The sequence below is a fragment of the Methyloversatilis sp. genome (assembly GCF_051861465.1).
In the GTDB taxonomy this organism is placed as follows: domain Bacteria; phylum Pseudomonadota; class Gammaproteobacteria; order Burkholderiales; family Rhodocyclaceae; genus Methyloversatilis.
Genome location: NZ_JBHYCQ010000010.1, coordinates 46019 through 62112, shown reverse-complemented (window position 1 = coordinate 62112; position 16094 = coordinate 46019). Strand labels below are relative to the sequence as shown.

The 16094-nt window shown below is 66.8% G+C and carries 14 protein-coding genes and 1 riboswitch; of the genes, 3 read left to right on the top strand and 11 right to left on the bottom strand.

What is annotated here, in order from left to right:
* Positions 1-106: 106 nt before the first annotated feature.
* Complete coding sequence (locus ACTIFF_RS14615) at positions 107-1012, bottom strand: LysR family transcriptional regulator (RefSeq protein ID WP_439537545.1); 906 nt, start codon at positions 1010-1012, stop codon at positions 107-109.
* Between the two features lie 148 nt (positions 1013-1160).
* On the opposite strand from ACTIFF_RS14615, the gene ACTIFF_RS14610 reads away from it, so the two are divergent.
* From ACTIFF_RS14610 to ACTIFF_RS14600, 3 genes are all read left to right on the top strand, one after another.
* Positions 1161-2027, top strand: coding sequence for a pirin family protein (locus ACTIFF_RS14610; protein WP_439537489.1), 867 nt, complete (start codon positions 1161-1163; stop codon positions 2025-2027).
* Between the two features lie 88 nt (positions 2028-2115).
* Positions 2116-2736 carry an isochorismate family cysteine hydrolase YcaC gene (gene ycaC / locus ACTIFF_RS14605; RefSeq protein WP_439537488.1) on the top strand — a complete coding sequence of 207 codons (621 nt, stop codon included), beginning with the start codon at positions 2116-2118 and terminating at the stop codon, positions 2734-2736.
* A gap of 194 nt (positions 2737-2930) precedes the next feature.
* Entirely contained in the window at positions 2931-3506 is a 576-nt protein-coding gene (locus ACTIFF_RS14600) for a 3'-5' exonuclease (RefSeq protein ID WP_439537487.1), read from the top strand.
* 93 nt (positions 3507-3599) lie between these two features.
* Here ACTIFF_RS14600 and metH read toward each other — a convergent pair whose 3' ends face one another.
* From metH to ACTIFF_RS14550, 10 genes are all read right to left on the bottom strand, one after another.
* Entirely contained in the window at positions 3600-7283 is a 3684-nt protein-coding gene (metH, locus tag ACTIFF_RS14595) for a methionine synthase (RefSeq protein ID WP_439537486.1), read from the bottom strand.
* 104 nt (positions 7284-7387) lie between these two features.
* A riboswitch (SAM riboswitch) is annotated at positions 7388-7466 on the bottom strand.
* Between the two features lie 33 nt (positions 7467-7499).
* Entirely contained in the window at positions 7500-7889 is a 390-nt protein-coding gene (locus ACTIFF_RS14590) for a c-type cytochrome (RefSeq protein WP_439537485.1), read from the bottom strand.
* 127 nt (positions 7890-8016) lie between these two features.
* Positions 8017-8592 carry a Holliday junction branch migration protein RuvA gene (gene ruvA, locus ACTIFF_RS14585; protein ID WP_439537484.1) on the bottom strand — a complete coding sequence of 192 codons (576 nt, stop codon included), beginning with the start codon at positions 8590-8592 and terminating at the stop codon, positions 8017-8019.
* Positions 8593-9046: 454 nt separating this feature from the next.
* The gene (gene ruvC / locus ACTIFF_RS14580; protein ID WP_306475600.1) at positions 9047-9583 is read right to left on the bottom strand and encodes a crossover junction endodeoxyribonuclease RuvC; all 537 of its coding nucleotides are present in this window, start codon (positions 9581-9583) and stop codon (positions 9047-9049) included.
* Entirely contained in the window at positions 9583-11331 is a 1749-nt protein-coding gene (ptsP, locus tag ACTIFF_RS14575) for a phosphoenolpyruvate--protein phosphotransferase (protein ID WP_439537483.1), read from the bottom strand. Before ptsP ends, ruvC begins: the two co-directional genes overlap by 1 nt.
* Position 11332: 1 nt before the next feature.
* The gene (locus ACTIFF_RS14570; RefSeq protein WP_069039008.1) at positions 11333-11602 is read right to left on the bottom strand and encodes an HPr family phosphocarrier protein; all 270 of its coding nucleotides are present in this window, start codon (positions 11600-11602) and stop codon (positions 11333-11335) included.
* On the bottom strand, positions 11589-11996 hold the full coding sequence (locus ACTIFF_RS14565) for a PTS sugar transporter subunit IIA (protein WP_306475598.1): 408 nt from the start codon (positions 11994-11996) through the stop codon (positions 11589-11591). Before ACTIFF_RS14565 ends, ACTIFF_RS14570 begins: the two co-directional genes overlap by 14 nt.
* Positions 11997-12310: 314 nt before the next feature.
* Positions 12311-13126: a symmetrical bis(5'-nucleosyl)-tetraphosphatase gene (locus tag ACTIFF_RS14560; protein WP_439537482.1), complete on the bottom strand. Its 816-nt coding sequence runs from the start codon at positions 13124-13126 to the stop codon at positions 12311-12313.
* A complete protein-coding gene (locus ACTIFF_RS14555) occupies positions 13123-15009 on the bottom strand; it encodes a polysaccharide biosynthesis protein (protein WP_439537481.1) in 1887 nt (628 codons plus the stop codon). The genes ACTIFF_RS14560 and ACTIFF_RS14555 overlap by 4 nt, the downstream gene beginning before the upstream one ends.
* On the bottom strand, positions 15009-15992 hold the full coding sequence (locus ACTIFF_RS14550; RefSeq protein WP_439537480.1) for an MraY family glycosyltransferase: 984 nt from the start codon (positions 15990-15992) through the stop codon (positions 15009-15011). The genes ACTIFF_RS14555 and ACTIFF_RS14550 overlap by 1 nt, the downstream gene beginning before the upstream one ends.
* Between the last annotated feature and the right edge of the window lie 102 nt (positions 15993-16094).

The window sequence follows — 16094 nt, the reverse complement described above, 5'->3', positions numbered from 1 at the left end:
CCTGCGCGGCGGTTCCCGACAGCGTCTCGTGCAGATCGCGCGCGCTGCCACCGCCGATCGCGACCCACGACGCATCGGTCGATTCAATGGCATCCATTCCTGCGGATCAAGGCTGGATGGCCACCTGATAACCCCGGCTCAGCGCATCGACCAGCCCGCGTACCGCCGGCAACAGGCCACGGCGTGACGGAAACACCACATGCGCGATGCCGCTGCGCGGTGCCCAGCGCGGCAGCACGTCGATCAGGCGGCCCGCTTCGAGATCGTCGCGCACCATCATGGTCGGCAACTGCGCGACCCCGACGCCGTGCACTGCGGCGCTGCGCAGTGCCGACAGGTCGTCGGTGACCAACCTCGGTGCATGCACCACCTGCGCGCTGGCGCCGTCCGGGCCTTCCAGATTCCAGCGGTGTTCGCGCTGCGGCGGGCCCCAGGCGACGCTGGGCAGCGCCGAGAGGTCGGCCGGCACGCACGGGCAGCCCAGCGGCTCGACCAGCCGCGGGTGCGCAACCAGCCGCTGGGGGCTGTCGCCCAGCACCTTCATCACGAGGTCGGTGTCTTCCAGCGGTGGAAAGCGCACCCGGATCGCCAGGTCGAATCCTTCGCGGATCACATCCACGCGGCGGTTCGTGCTTTCAACGTGGATCTGCACGCGCGGGCACTCGGCCATGTAGCGCGACAGCATGTCGGCCACTTGGTATTCGAGCAGCGCGGTCGGGCAGGCCAGCCGCACGATGCCCTGCGGCTCGGCACGCGTGCGCTCGACCGCCTCCTGCGCCGCTTCGGCTTCGACCCGCATCGCCACGCAATGCCCGTAATAGGCCTGGCCGATCTCGGTCACCGCGAAGCGCCGCGTCGAGCGCTGGATCAGGCGCACGCCGAGGCGCTCTTCGAGCAGCGCGATGCGCCGGCTCAGTTTCGACTTGTGCATGTCGAGTGCGCGCGCGGCCGGCGCGAAGCCGCCGTGTTCGACCACCCGGGTGAAGAAGTACAGATCGTTCAGGTCCTGCACTGCAGTAGCCATCGCACCCTCCATCGTTCCACCAATGGAACGCTGAATTGCCATTTTGTCGTCTAGTGCTTCCATTGTCCTGAATCTAGTATTCACCTCAACGCAGCACGCTTCCGACGGAACGCTGCCAACGAACGGGAGAACCACCATGAAGAAGATGTCAGGTCTGTACAGCGCACCGAACGGTCACTGGGTCGGCGACGGCTTTCCGGTGCGTTCGCTGTTTTCGTATGACTCGATGGGCCGCCACGTCAGCCCCTTCCTGCTGCTCGACTACGCCGGCCCGGCCGAATTCGAACCGTCGGACACGCCGCGCGGCGTCGGCCGCCACCCGCACCGCGGCTTCGAAACCGTCACCATCGTGTATGCCGGAGAAGTGGCGCACCAGGACTCGACCGGCGCCGGCGGCGTCATTGGCCCGGGCGACGTTCAGTGGATGACCGCCGGTGCCGGCATCATCCACGAGGAGTTCCATTCGCCCGAATTCACCCGCCGCGGCGGCGCCCTGGAAATGGTGCAACTGTGGGTGAACCTGCCGGCGCGCGACAAGCGCGCCACGCCGGGCTACCAGCATCTGGCGAAGACCGACATTCCGGTAGTCGAACTGCCCGGGGGCGCGGGACATCTGCGCGTCATCGCCGGCGAATACGCCGGAAGGCGGGGCCCGGCCCGCACCTTCACGCCGGTCGAGGTGTGGGACCTGAAGCTGAAGGCCGGTGCGAACGTCGACCTGACGGTGCCGGACGGCCACACGCTGGCGCTGGTGGTGCTGCACGGCCTGGTCCGCGCCAACGGCAGCCAGCCGGTGCGCGAGGCGCAGATGGCGCTGTACCACCGCGAGGGCAGCACGTTTTCGATCGCCGCCGATGCCGACGCCAGCGTGCTGCTGCTGGCCGGCGAACCGATCGACGAACCGATCGCCGGCTACGGCCCCTTCGTGATGAACACGAAGGAGGAAATCCGCGAAGCCATCGACGATTTCAACAGCGGCCGCTTCGAGACGGCCGTGGCCTGAGTCTTCACCCCTGCGCGCACTGGGCGCGCAGGGTTCACACCGCCCGACGCCTTGCAGGCTGACGGCCCTCAACCGCAAGGAGAATGACATGAACACGCCTTACAGAAAGCTGGACAAGGACAACGCCGTGATGCTGCTGGTGGACCATCAGGCCGGTCTGCTGTCGCTGGTGCGCGACATCGACCCCGACAAGTTCCGCAACAATGTGCTGGCCACCGCCGACCTGGCGAAGTACTTCCAGCTGCCGACCATCCTGACCACCAGCTTCGAACAGGGTCCGAACGGCCCGCTGATGCCGGAACTGAAGGCACTGTTCCCGGACGCGCCCTACATTGCCCGCCCGGGCCAGATCAACGCCTGGGACAACGAGGACTTCGTCAAGGCGATCAAGGCCACCGGCCGCAAGCAGCTACTCATCGCCGGCGTGGTCACCGAAGTGTGCGTCGCCTTCCCGGCGCTGTCGGCGATCGCAGAGGGGTTCGACGTATTCGTCGTCACCGACGCCTCCGGCACCTTCAACGACATCGCCCGCCATTCCGCCTGGGACCGCATGTCGCAGGCCGGCGCGCAACTGATCAACTGGTTCGGCGTGGCCTGCGAACTGCACCGCGACTGGCGCAATGATGTCGAAGGCCTGGCCACGCTGCTGTCCAACCACATCCCCGACTACCGCAACCTGATGACCAGCTACGCGGCGCTGAAGGGCTGAAGGCAACATGACCCAGGGGGAGCGGGCGCCTGTGGGAGCGGCGTCCGCAGAAACCTCGCTGCGCACCACCCGTGACATCAGCCGGCGCTGTCGCAACCCGCCGGACTGAGCGATCATCCCCCCGCCCCATCCCCGGCGAACCCGAAACCACCGCGATGCGAAAAACCGCCCCTTCGAAAGCGGAAACCGACCTGTTGCCCGTATTTCCCGGTGTGCCGCCGGGCTGCATCCATGTGCCGGCGACGCCGGCGGCCTTTGCCGCGGCAGCGGCCGACATCCGCGCGGCGCGACAGGTCGGCTTCGACACCGAATCGAAACCCACCTTCAAACCGGGCGAAGTGAGCAGCGGCCCGCATGTGGTGCAGTTCGCGCTGACCGGTCGTGCGTACGTGTTCCAGCTGCATCATCGCGAATGCTGGCCGGTGCTGGCCGAGCTGCTGCATGACGAAGAGGTGCTGAAGATCGGCTTCGGCCTGTCGTCGGACCGCTCGCAGGTGCTGGCCAAGCTCGGCGTGGTGCCGCGCGGGCTGGTCGATCTGGACCGCGTGTTCCGCAAGCAGGGCTACAACAATTCGATCGGCGTGCGCGCAGCGGTCGGCGTGGTGCTGGGGCAGAATTTCCGTAAATCGAAGTCGGTGACGACGTCGAACTGGTCGCTGCCGGTGCTCACGCCGGCGCAGGTGCTGTACGCCGCGAACGACGCGTGGGCGGCGCTGAAGGTGTTCGAGGCGCTGCAGCTGCCGGCGGACGATCCGCTGTTCCGCGGTTGAAGCCCGCATTCAGCGCGACGCAACGATTTCCGTCTTCCAGCAGCGCACACGCGGCCCGCGGCCCGCAGGACCCTTGACGCGGTTGGCGTCGCCCTACAGCACCGGTGCCAGCCAGCGCTTCATCACCGGCTCGGGCAGGCCCTTGCGCGCCGCCAGATCGGCGACCTGGTCGGGGCCGACCTTGGTGATGGCGAAGTACTGTGCGTCCGGGTGCGCCAGGTAGAAGCCGCTGACCGCAGCCGTCGGAAACATGGCGTAGCTTTCGGTCAGCGACACGCCGATCGCCGCTTCGACATCGAGCAGCTTGAACAGGTCGCCCTTTTCGGTGTGGTCCGGACAGGCCGGGTAGCCCGGCGCCGGGCGGATGCCGCGATACTTTTCGGCGATCAGCGCGGCGTTGTCGAGCGTCTCGTCGGCGGCGTAGCCCCAGTCCTCGCGCCGCACACGCGCGTGCAAGTACTCGGCGAAAGCCTCGGCCAGCCGGTCGGCCAGCGACTTCAGCATGATGCTGCTGTAGTCGTCATGCGTCTTCGCGAACTCGGCCAGCTTCGTTTCGATGCCGATGCCGGCCGTCACCACGAAGGCGCCCGCCCAGTCGGCCACGCGGCTGGCGCGCGGCGCGACGAAGTCGGACAGGCAGAAGTGCGGCTTGCCGGCCGGGCGTTCGTGCTGCTGGCGCAGGTTGTGCCACACCATCGCCGTGTTCAGGCGCGTGTCGTCGGTATAGAACTCGATGTCGTCACCGTGGCTGTTGGCCGGCCACACGCCGAACACGGCGCGCGCGGTCAGCCACTTGCCGTCGATGATCTGCTGCAGCATGGCCTGCGCGTCGATCAGCAGCTTGCGCGCCTCGTCCCCGACGACGGCGTCGTCGAGGATGGCCGGGTACGGACCCGACAGCTCCCAGGTCTGGAAGAACGGGCTCCAGTCGATATAGTCGACCAGCGCTGCGAGGTCCTGATCGACGATGATCTGACGGCCGATCTTCGCCGGGCGCACGGGAATCACGTCGCTGCCCCAGCCGCAGCAGTAGGCGTTGCCGCGCGCTTCGTTCAGCGACACCAGCTTCTGCCCCTTCTTGGCGGCGTGCTGTTCGCGGATCTTCACGTAGTCGGCGGCCACGTCGGCGGCGAAGCCGGCGCGCTGGTCGATCGACAGCAGGCTGGTCGCCACGCCGACCGCGCGCGAGGCGTCCGGCACGTACACGACCGGATGGTCGTAGAACGGTGCGATCTTGATCGCGGTGTGCGCGCGCGACGTGGTCGCGCCGCCGATCAGCAGCGGAATGTCGAAGCCTTCGCGCTTCATTTCCGACGCGACATGGCTCATTTCCTCGAGCGACGGCGTGATCAGGCCGGACAGGCCGATCACGTTCGCCTTGTGCTCGCGCGCGGCGGCCAGAATCTTGTCGCACGACACCATGACGCCGAGGTCGATCACGTCGTAGCCGTTGCAGCCGAGCACCACGCCGACGATGTTCTTGCCGATGTCGTGCACGTCGCCCTTCACGGTCGCCATGACGACGCGGCCCTTGGTTTCGCCGACCTTCTTCGACGCTTCGATGTAGGGCTGCAGGTGCGCCACCGCCTGCTTCATGACGCGCGCCGATTTCACCACCTGCGGCAGGAACATCTTGCCGGCGCCGAACAGGTCGCCGACGTGGTTCATGCCGGCCATCAGCGGGCCTTCGATCACCGCCAGCGGCGGCTTGCCCTCGGCTTCGAGTCGCGCGCGCACCTCTTCGGTGTCTTCCACCACGAATTCGGTGATGCCCTTGACCAGCGCATGCTCCAGCCGTTTGTCCACGACCCACTCGCGCCAGGCCAGATCCTTCTCGTTCTCGCGCGCCGAACCCTTCACCGTGATGGCGAATTCGACCAGTGCCTCGCCAGCCCCCGGGTTGCGGTTCAGCACCACGTCCTCGACCTTGTCGCGCAGCGGCTGCGGAATGTCTTCGTACACGCCGAGCTGGCCGGCGTTGACGATGCCCATCGACAGGCCGTTGCGGATGGCGTGGTACAGGAACACCGTATGGATGGCTTCGCGTACCGGGTCATTGCCGCGGAACGAAAAGCTCACGTTCGACACGCCGCCGGACGTCTTCGCGTACGGCAGGTTCTGCTTGATCCAGCCGACTGCCTCGATGTAATCAACCGCGTAGTTGTCGTGCTCCGCGATGCCGGTCGCGATGGCGAAGATGTTCGGGTCGAAGATGATGTCTTCCGGCGGGAAGCCCACCGTTTCGGTCAGCAGCGTGTAGGCGCGCTGGCAGATTTCGGTCTTGCGCGCATAGGTGTCGGCCTGGCCCTTTTCGTCGAAGGCCATGACGATGACCGCTGCACCGTAGCGACGCGCCAGTTTCGCCTGGCGCAGGAACTCGGCTTCGCCTTCCTTCATCGAGATCGAATTGATGACGCCCTTGCCCTGGATGCATTTCAGGCCGGCTTCGATGACCGTCCACTTCGACGAATCGAGCATGATGGGCACGCGCGAAATGTCGGGTTCGGAGGCGATCAGCTTCAGGAAGCGGTCCATCGCGGCGACCGAATCGAGCATCGCCTCGTCCATGTTGATGTCGATGACCTGCGCGCCGTTCTCGACCTGCTGGCGGGCGACCGCCAGCGCGTCGTCGAAGCGGCCTTCGAGAATCATCCGCGCGAAGGCCTTCGAGCCGGTGACGTTGGTGCGCTCACCGACATTCACGAACAGCGCGTCGGCCCCCACGTTGAACGCCTCCAACCCGGACAGGCGCAGCTTGCGTTCGATCTCCGGCACGCGGCGCGGCGCGATGCCTTCCATGGCTTCGGCAAACGCGCGGATGTGGTCAGGCGTGGTGCCGCAGCAGCCGCCGACGATGTTCAGGAAGCCGGATTTCGCCCATTCGGCGATGTGTTTCACCATGTCGGCCGGCGATTCGTCGTACTCGCCGAAGGCATTCGGCAGGCCGGCGTTCGGGTGGGCCGACACGTGGGTATCGGCAAGGCGCGACAGTTCTTCGACGTGCGGGCGCAGCTCTTTCGGGCCGAGCGCGCAGTTGAAGCCGAACGAAATCGGCTTGGCGTGGCGCAGCGAATTCCAGAACGCCTCGCCGGTCTGGCCGGACAATGTGCGGCCGGACGCGTCGGTGATGGTGCCGGAAATCATGACCGGCCAGCGGCGGCCTTCTTCTTCGAAGAACTTCTCGACCGCGAAGATGGCGGCCTTGGCGTTCAGCGTGTCGAAGATGGTTTCGATCAGCAGCAGGTCGGCGCCGCCTTCGGTCAGGCCGCGTGCGGCGGCGACGTAGTCGTCCACCAGCTGATCGAAACTCACGTTGCGGTAGCCCGGATCATTCACGTCGGGCGACAGCGAACAGGTGCGCGACGTCGGCCCGAGCACGCCTGCGACGAAGCGCGGCTTGTCCGGATTCTTCGCAGTGTATTCATCGCACACCTCGCGCGCCAGGCGGGCGCCGGTCACGTTCAGCTCGTGCACGATGGCTTCCAGGCCGTACTCGGCCTGCGAAATCACGGTCGCGTTGAAGGTATTGGTTTCGACGATGTCCGCGCCGGCTTCGAGGTAGGCGGCATGGATGCCGCGGATCACGTCGGGCCGGGTCAGCAGCAGCAGGTCGTTGTTGCCCTTGAGGTCCTTCGGATGCGTGGCGAAGCGTTCGCCCCGATAGTCGTTCTCGACCAGTTTGTGCCGCTGCACCATGGTGCCCATCGCGCCATCCAGGATCAGGATGCGGCGGGTCATCAGGCTCTTGAGCAGGTCGGTGCAGTCGGGGCGAATCATCAGGGTCTCCGGGAGCGGGGCTATCGGCACTGCAGAGGGTCACGGCAATGACGTCACGCCATCATGGCGGCACCAATGCAAAAACCCGTCGAACGCAGGCAGCGTACCGACGGGTCGGGACTCTCTTTAGCTGCATTTGTAACGCGCCCGCAAGCTGTGGCTCAAATCGGCGCGAGTGCGCACATTAAAAGCGTGTGCGCATCAAGTCAAGCGGACCTATCTCACATCGAGCGAAAGGATCCAGCCGACCAGCTTTTTCGCATCGGCTTCGCTGATGGCGACCTCGTTCGGCGGCATCGCCAGTCCGCCGACCTTGCCCTTCCAGTGGCTGGAATACGGGCTGGAGCCGTGCATGACGATCTGCGTCAGCGTGGTCTGCGCCTCCTTGACGCCGTAGTAGCGCGACGCGACGTCGCGCCACGGCGGACCGACCGGCACGCTGCCGTCGGCCTTGGCTGCGGGTTCCACGCTGTGACAGACGGTGCAGCCGCTGCTGGCGGCCAGCTTGAGCATGGCGGTGTCCTTCGCCGGATCGGCCAGCGCAGGCGTACTGATCAGGCTGAGCGACACGAGGCCGGCAGCCAGAGCGGTGTGGACGATGTGCATGATGAAACTCCTGATGGTTGAAAGCTTCGGAACGATGCGTACACGCTACGACCGGCGCCTGACCGCGGGATTGATGCACATCAAACGGATGTTGCGCCGCAACAGCGGCGCGTGGCGAAACTGCAGCTCAGGCCTTCGACAAGGCCTTCAAGGCCTGCCGGATGCCATCCGACACGCCCACGCCCTCGGGCAGCGTACGCAGCGCCGCCTGCGCTTCGCGGTCACTGTAGCCGAGCGCCATCAGCGCATTCAGGATGTCGGCGCCAGCGTCGGGCGCCACGGCGCTGGCCAGCGAGGCGGTCGGCAACAGCTTGTCGCGCAGCTCCAGCAGCAGACGTTCGGCGGTCTTCTTGCCGATGCCGGGGATCTTGGTCAGGCGCCCGGCTTCCTGCATGGCCACCACGCGCGCCAGTTCATCCACCGACATGCCGGACAGCACGGCCAGCGCCATGCGCGGCCCGATGCCGGTGATCTTCACCAGCTGGCGGAAGGCCGCCTGCTCGGCCGGCGAGGCGAAACCGAACAGGAAATGGCCGTCTTCGCGCACGACGAAGTGGGTGTGCAGCGTCACCCGCTCGCCGGCCGTCGGCAGGTTGTAGAAGGTGCTCATCGGCACATCGACTTCGTACCCCACGCCCTGCACGTCAAGCAGGATGCGCGGCGGGTTCTTTTCAAGCAGCGTGCCGGTGAGGCGACCGATCATGGGGGCTCCGGAATCAGGGTGACCGGGGGCGCTCCGCATGCATGCATGCCTGGTCGCAAGCGTGCGCGCCCCGTGAATGCCGCGATTGTAGGCGAGCGACCGCCCCAGGATGCGGCAGCCTGAAGGGCGCTGTTGGAAGGGGGCGGGGAAGCGACATTTGTGGGCGCGTCAATCCACTGCCGGCCCTGCGTGGCCAGCCGGCTTCGCGGGCAGCGAGCAGTGCTCTCCGAACCCCCCGCTCCGCTCCCGCCGTGACAGGCACAATGCACAGTGTCCATCGCGGCACGAGTGCGACATCCTGTGGGAGCGGCGTCCCCGCCGCGATACGTACTTTGCACTGCGGCACTCTGCACTGCGACCATCGAAGCACCGATCGCGGCGGGGACGCCGCTCCCACAAAAACCTCGCCGCTCCCAAAGTGGATCACGACTCCCCGCAGGCACCGATACCTGCGTCAGGCCGGTCGACGCGCGATGATGCGACCGCCGCGGCGGCGGCTGCCGGGGCCGGCCAGCGCGCCGATGCCGCGGGCGGCATGCGCGTGGCAGATGGCGCAGGCCAGCGCGTCGGCGGCATCGGTGCCTGGCGTGGCGGCCAGCGCCAGCAGGCGCGTCACCATGAACTGCACCTGTTCCTTGTTCGCCTTGCCGTGACCGACCACCGCCTGCTTCACCTGCAATGCGGTGTATTCGGCCACCGGCAGACCGCCTGCGGTCAACGCCGACAGCGCCGCACCGCGCGCCTGACCGAGCAGCAGCGTCGACTGCGGATTGACGTTCACGAACACGATCTCGACCGCGGCATGCGTCGGCTGCCAGGTGTCGACCACCTCGCGGATGCCTTCGAACAGCGTGGCGATGCGCGACGGCAGCGGATCGCGTTCGTTCGACGTGATGCGGCCGCTGGCCACGTACTGCAACTTCGCGCCCACCGCTTCCAGCACGCCGAAACCGGTGATGCGCAGGCCAGGGTCGATGCCGAGGATGCGCATCACTGCACCGGCGTCATGCCGGTGTTGATGCGTTCCAGCTGCTCGCGGATGCGCAGCGGGTCGTCGGAGCGCAGCAGCTTGAGCACGCGCGGCGCCACGTCGCCGCAGTCGCACCGCAGCACTTCGCGTTTCACTTCGAGCAGCTGCGAGGGGTGCATCGAGAACTGGCGCAGCCCCATGCCGAGCAACAGACGGGCGAACTGCGGCTCGCCGGCCATTTCGCCGCACACCGCCACCGGCATGCCGGCGCGCTTGGCCTGCGCGATCACCTGCTGGATCAGCCGCAGCACCGCCGGATGCAGCGGATCGTAAAGATGCGCCACCGCCTCGTCGGCACGGTCGATGGCCAGCGTGTACTGGATCAGGTCATTGGTGCCGATGGACAGGAAGCTGAAGTGGTTCATCAGCGTGCCCAATGCCAGCGCGGCGGCCGGTATTTCGACCATGGCGCCGACCGGCACGCGCTCGTCGAACTTGCGTCCGGCTTCGCGCAACTGCTGGCGCGCCAGCGCGACCAGGGCGAGCGCCGATTCGATCTCGTGCTGGAACGCCACCATGGGCAGCATGATGCGCACACTGCCGTAATGCGACGCACGCAGGATGGCGCGCAGCTGCGTGACGAACATGCGTGGTTCGGCCAGGCAATAGCGGATGGCACGCAGGCCCAGCGCCGGATTGGCTTCGCTGCGCTGTGCGCCGCGCAACGCCTTGTCGGCGCCGATGTCCAGCGTGCGCAGCGTGACCGGCTTGCCCTTCATCGCCTGCACGACGCTGCGATAGGCCTCGAACTGTTCGTCCTCGTCCGGCAGCGTGTCGCGGTTCAGGAACATGAATTCGGTGCGGAACAGGCCGATGCCGTCGGCGTCCACCTCGCGCACCTGCTCGACGTCCTGCGGCAGTTCGATGTTGGCGTACAGCTGCACCACCTCACCGTCCAGCGTGCTGGCGACACCGCCGACCAGACGCTTCAGCTTCGAGCGCTCGATCTCGATCTCGCGAGCGCGCAGCCGGTACTCGTCGAGGATGTTGTCGTCCGGATTGATGATGAGCACGCCGCGCAGGCCATCGACGATGAGCATGTCGTCGTCCTGGATCAGCGTGCGTGCTTCGCGCATGCCGACCAGCGCTGGAATGGCCAGGCTGCGCGCGACGATGGCGGTGTGCGAGGTGGCGCCGCCAAGGTCGGTCACGAAGGCGGCGATGCGCTGCGCCTTGAACTGGATGGTGTCGGCCGGCGACAGGTCATGCGCGACGACGATGCTGTCGGTGTCGCGCCGGCGCGTGCTCATGCGGTTGCGCTTGCCGGCCAGCACCTTCAGTACGCGCTCGACCACCTGCACGACGTCGGCGCTGCGGCTGCGCAGATAGGCGTCGTCGATCTGGTCGAACTGTTCGACCAGTCGGTCCATCTGTCGCTTGATCGCCCACTCGGCGTTGCAGCGGCGTGTGCGCATGAATTCGCGCGCCTCGTCGAGCAGCATCGGGTCGTCGAGAATCATGCTGTGCAGGTCGACGAAGGCGAGCAGTTCGCTCAGCGCTTCGGAACTGTCGGTGACCAGCCCGCTGCGCAGCTCGGCCAGCTCGTTGCGCACCGTGTCGAAGGCGCGCGACAGGCGCAGTATTTCGTCCTCGACCTTGCGCGGGGCCACGGCGTAGTGCGCCACCTCGAGCGTGGCGTGCGACACGAGGTAGGCATGGCCGATCGCGATGCCGCCCGACACCGCGAGACCGTGCAACGTGAAGGTCACGTTACTCGCCTTCGCCAAAACGGTCTTCGATCAGCGCGACCAGCCCGGCCATCGCCGCGTCGGCGTCGCTGCCTTCGGTGTCGATGGTGATCGTGCTGCCCTTGCCCGCGGCGAGCATCATCACGCCCATGATGCTCTTGGCGTTGATGCGGCGGCCGTTGCGCTCGAGCCAGACTTCGCACTGGTGGCGGCTGGCCAGCTGGGTCAGCTTGGCCGAGGCGCGCGCATGCAGGCCCAGCTTGTTGATGATGGTGATGTCACGTCTTGGCATCGCGCGTCGTCCTCATGGCCATCACTCCGTCACGACCGCCGCTGACCGCGCGGTTCACCAGACCGTGCAGCGTTTCGCGTTCGCGGTAAGTCAGCGTACGCAGCAGCATCGGCAGATTCACGCCGGCCACTGCCTCGATCCGCCCCGGCTCGCACAGCTTCTGCGCGAGATTGGACGGCGTGGCGCCGAACACATCGGTCAGCAGCAGCACGCCATCGCCGGTATCGACGACCGACAGCCACTTGCGGGCCAGCGGCAGCAGGTCGAGCGGGTCGTCCTGACCCGATACGCCCAGCTGCGCCATCTGCACCGGCCGGGTATTGAGTACATGGCAGGCGCACTGGATCAGCGATTCGCCGTAACTGCTGTGGGTGATCAGAAACAACCCGATCATGGGAATCCTCCGTAGGCGAGCCCGCATTCTAGGGTCAGTTGACTCCAAAACGCGGATCGCACGACATCTTCCACGGGCCGCCCCGGCCAGACCCTGCACGCGGACACGGGTTTCACACCTCGAACAGCAATTGCAGACGCGGCACGTCCACTGTGGAGTGGCGAGTCCCCTGTGGGAGCGGCGTCCCCGCCGCGACGCGCACGCTGCAATGAGACCATCTCGGGACTGATCGCGGCGAGGACGCCGCTCCCACAAGGCGCCGCTCACACAAGGGCCGCTCCCACGGTGCAGCGCCCGAAGGCCCGCCCGACGGCTCAGAACGTCGCGCAGCGCTCGCACGGCACCTGGAAGACCGCGCGATCTTCCAGCCGCAACGCGGTCAGCGCGCCGCCCCACAGACAGCCGGAATCGAGTGCGATGACGTGATCGGCGGTGCGATAGCCGAGCGCCGACCAGTGGCCGCACACCAGCGTGTGGCTGCGCCAGCGCGCGGCCGCGTTGTCGAACCACGGCAGATAGCCGTCCGGCGGCTCTTCGGGTGCGCCCTTGCTGTGGAATTCCATGCGGCCGTCAGGCGTGCAGAAGCGCATGCGGGTGAGCGCATTGACGACGATGCGCAGGCGGTCCCAGCCGTGCAGGTCGTCGCGCCACTGAGCCGGTTCGCTGCCCCACATGCGCTGCATGAATTCGACCGATTGCGGCCCGCGCAGCGCCGCCTCGACCTCGTGCGCCAGGGCCTGTGCCTGCGCGATGTCCCACTGCGGCAAAAGGCCGGCGTGCACCATGGCGTAGTCGCCCTCGACGTGCATCATCGGGCGCTGGCGCAGCCAGTCGATCAACTCGTCGCCATCGGGTGCGTCGAGCACGTGGTGAAAGGTGTCGAGACGGTGCCGTTTGCCCTGGCCGGCCGCGATCATCAGCAGCGACAGGTCGTGGTTGCCGAGCACCGTGACGGCAGCGTCGCCCAGATCGCGCACGAAGCGCAGCGTTTCGAGCGATTTCGGGCCTCGATTGACCAGGTCGCCGACAAACCACAGGCGATCGTGCCTGCGATCGAAGCCGCAATGTTCAAGCAGTGCTTCGAGTGGATCGAAACAGCCCTGCAGATCGCCGATCGCGTAAGTGCTCATGCCTGCTGACTGTCCGGTCCGGTTGCCGCGGGCGCCAGCATCACCGGCTGCGGTACGTCGTTCTGCGGTTTGTATTCGGTGACCCACTGCGCCAGCTCGCTGCGCAGCGCCACCGGATCGGCCGGCAGTGCGCCGGACAGCCAGCGTTCGAGACGGGCCAGCCACAGCGTGTCATCGATGGCCCGGGCACGCGCAATGCGCACCTTGGGGTGATGCGTCGGGCGGGTGGTTTCGTCGCTGGCCAGCAGTTCCTCGAACAGCTTTTCGCCCGGCCGCAAGCCGGTGAATTCGATCTTCACCTCGTCTTCCGATGCGCCCGACAGGCGGATCATGTCGCGCGCCAGATCGGCGATGCGCACTGGCTCGCCCATGTCGAGCACGAAGATTTCGTTGCCCTCGCCCATCAGCGCCGCCTGCAGCACCAGCTGCGCCGCCTCGGGGATGGACATGAAATAACGGATGATGTCCGGATGCGTCACGGTGACCGGCCCGCCGCGCGCAATCTGTTCCTGGAACTTCGGAATGACGCTGCCGGCGCTGCCCAGCACGTTGCCGAAGCGCACCGTGCTGAAGGCGGTCGTGCCGCCGCGCGCCGCCAGCGCCTGGCAGGCCATTTCGGCCAGCCGCTTGGTGGCCCCCATCACGTTCACCGGGTTCACCGCCTTGTCGGTCGACACCAGCACGAAGCGCGGCACGCCGCAGGCCTGCGCCGCGCGCGCCGCCGCCAGTGTGCCGCCGACATTGTTGCGGACGGCCTCGGCCGCATTGGCGCCTTCCATCAGCGGCACGTGCTTGTAGGCGGCGGCATGGAACACGACGACCGGTCGGTACTGCTGCATCGCCGCGGTCAGTCGCGCCTCGTCCCGCACATCGCCGATCACCGGCTCGATGCGCTGCTGCGGAAACACCTCGGCGAATTCTTCCACCAGGGTGTAGAGGAAGAATTCGCCGCGTTCGAATGCCACGATGGCCGACGGTGAAAAACGCGCAATCTGCCGGCACAGTTCGGAACCGATCGAGCCGCCGGCGCCTGTCACCATGACCACCTGACCTTCGATCAGCTGACGCAGGCGCGGCGCGTCGATCTTGACCGGATCGCGCCCGAGCAGATCCTCCACCTCGACCTCGCGCACCGCAGCCACCGCGACCTTGCCGCTGATCAGGTCGTCGAAGGACGGCACGGTCATCGGCTTGACGCCGGCCCGCACGCAGGCGTTGGCGGCATCGCGCCGCGCCTCGTGCGAGGCATTCGGCATGGCGATGATGGCGTGCGACACCTTCATTTCGCGCGACAGCCGTTCAAGCTCGCGCACCGGCCCGAGCACGCGCAGGCCATACAGCGTACGGTCGTGCTTCTTCGCGTTGTCATCGAGCAGGCCGACCACGCGCCACTGGCCCGAGCGGCTGATGTCCGGCAACAGCCGCGCCGCCGTCTCGCCGGCCCCCAGCACGAGCACCGGTTTGCCCTTGGCCATCAGCGCGCCGAATTCGCGATGCTCGCGCCAGGCGCGGTATGCAAAGCGCACACCGCCCATCAGGATGATCAGCAGGATGGGGTCGAGCACGTAGACCGACCGCGGCACGACGACCGACATGCCGAGCAGCACGATCAGTGGCGCACACAGCGCCGCCGCCGCGACCGAACGCACCAACTGCTGCAGGTCAGGCAGGCTGGCGAAGCGCCAGATGCCCTGATAGAGCCCGATCAGCCGGAACACCAGCGCCTGCGCCCCGACGACCCACGGCAGCGTGACCCACAGCGAGCGGACGAAATCTTCGGGGATGGAAAAGTTGAAGCGCAGCAGGAAGGACAGATACCAGGCGGCGCCGGCAAGCACGATGTCGCACAGGAAGACGACCGTGGAACGGGAAAGCAATTTCATCACTGACCCTCCGTCAGCTTCGATTCGAACGACCGCCAGCGCTTGTCGATACGCCGCCCCATGGCGCCGAACAGCAGGCACCACGCGACAAGCAACCAGATCGTGCGGGCCGGCGACAGCATCTGCACGATCACGGTCGAGGCGGCGCAACCCACCATCGCCGCGACATACAGTCGGGCCGTGCCCGAATGTCCCAGGCCCATGCGCACCAGCCGCTGATAGTAATGCGTCCGATGCGCCTGCCACACGCGCTCGCCGCGCAGTAGCCGGCGCACCAGCGTTGCCGACGCATCGGCAACGAACACCAGGAAGAGCATCGCAGGCGCAAAAAGATCCCACAAGCCACGCTGCACGCCGATGAGGCCGATCGCGGCCGCCATGAAACCCAGCGGAATCGAGCCGGCATCCCCCATGAACACCTTTGCCGGGTGGACGTTGCGCAGCAGGAAGGCGAGCGCGGCGCCGGCAATCACGAGGCAGACCGACAGCAGCTGCAGGTCGCCACCCAGTGCCGCAAGCAGCGCATAGCCACCGAAGCCGATCAGCGCCATGCCGCCGGCCAGCCCGTCGGAGCCATCCATGAAGTTGTACAGATTGGTCATCCAGACCATCGCAAACACCGTTGGCAGCAGCCACCAGGAGAGGCCCATCAACGATGCGGCAAAAGCAGCGGCCACGCCGATCTGCACCGCAAAGCGCGGTATGGCAGGCAGGGTGACGAAGTCGTCGATCAGCGACACGGCGGCCAGCACCGGCACCGGCCAGAGCCAGCCGGCCCAGGCCTGGCCGGCCAGGGGCAGGGCCAACGCTCCACCGATCAGGATGGCCAGGCCACCGAAACGCGGAACCGGCTGCGTGTGCAGCGAGCGCTCGTTCGGCCGATCCATCGGAAGCAGGTGGCGGGCGCGCATCAGCAACAGTTGCAGCACGATGGCAGTCATGCCGAAGGCGGTCAGGGCGGGCAGGACTGATTCGATGGACATTGAGGACTGCAGGGCTGTGCGGATGATCTACCGGACATGTTATCAAGCATGAGCGCTCATTCTCGCGGATTACCGGCTGCGGCGGGCGCGAGCCGATCGGCT

Bases quoted from the DNA above. Each gene is read 5' to 3' on its own strand.
- ruvC (WP_306475600.1), bottom strand. From the start codon at position 9,583: ATGCGCATCCTCGGCATCGACCCTGGCCTGCGCATCACCGGTTTCGGC.
- ycaC (WP_439537488.1), top strand. From the start codon at position 2,116: ATGAACACGCCTTACAGAAAGCTGGACAAGGACAACGCCGTGATGCTG.
- ruvA (WP_439537484.1), bottom strand. From the start codon at position 8,592: ATGATCGGTCGCCTCACCGGCACGCTGCTTGAAAAGAACCCGCCGCGC.
- ACTIFF_RS14590 (WP_439537485.1), bottom strand. From the start codon at position 7,889: ATGCACATCGTCCACACCGCTCTGGCTGCCGGCCTCGTGTCGCTCAGC.
- ACTIFF_RS14555 (WP_439537481.1), bottom strand. From the start codon at position 15,009: ATGAAATTGCTTTCCCGTTCCACGGTCGTCTTCCTGTGCGACATCGTG.
- ACTIFF_RS14560 (WP_439537482.1), bottom strand. From the start codon at position 13,126: ATGAGCACTTACGCGATCGGCGATCTGCAGGGCTGTTTCGATCCACTC.
- ACTIFF_RS14610 (WP_439537489.1), top strand. From the start codon at position 1,161: ATGAAGAAGATGTCAGGTCTGTACAGCGCACCGAACGGTCACTGGGTC.
- ACTIFF_RS14570 (WP_069039008.1), bottom strand. From the start codon at position 11,602: ATGCCAAGACGTGACATCACCATCATCAACAAGCTGGGCCTGCATGCG.
- ACTIFF_RS14565 (WP_306475598.1), bottom strand. From the start codon at position 11,996: ATGATCGGGTTGTTTCTGATCACCCACAGCAGTTACGGCGAATCGCTG.
- ACTIFF_RS14550 (WP_439537480.1), bottom strand. From the start codon at position 15,992: ATGTCCATCGAATCAGTCCTGCCCGCCCTGACCGCCTTCGGCATGACT.
- metH (WP_439537486.1), bottom strand. From the start codon at position 7,283: ATGATTCGCCCCGACTGCACCGACCTGCTCAAGAGCCTGATGACCCGC.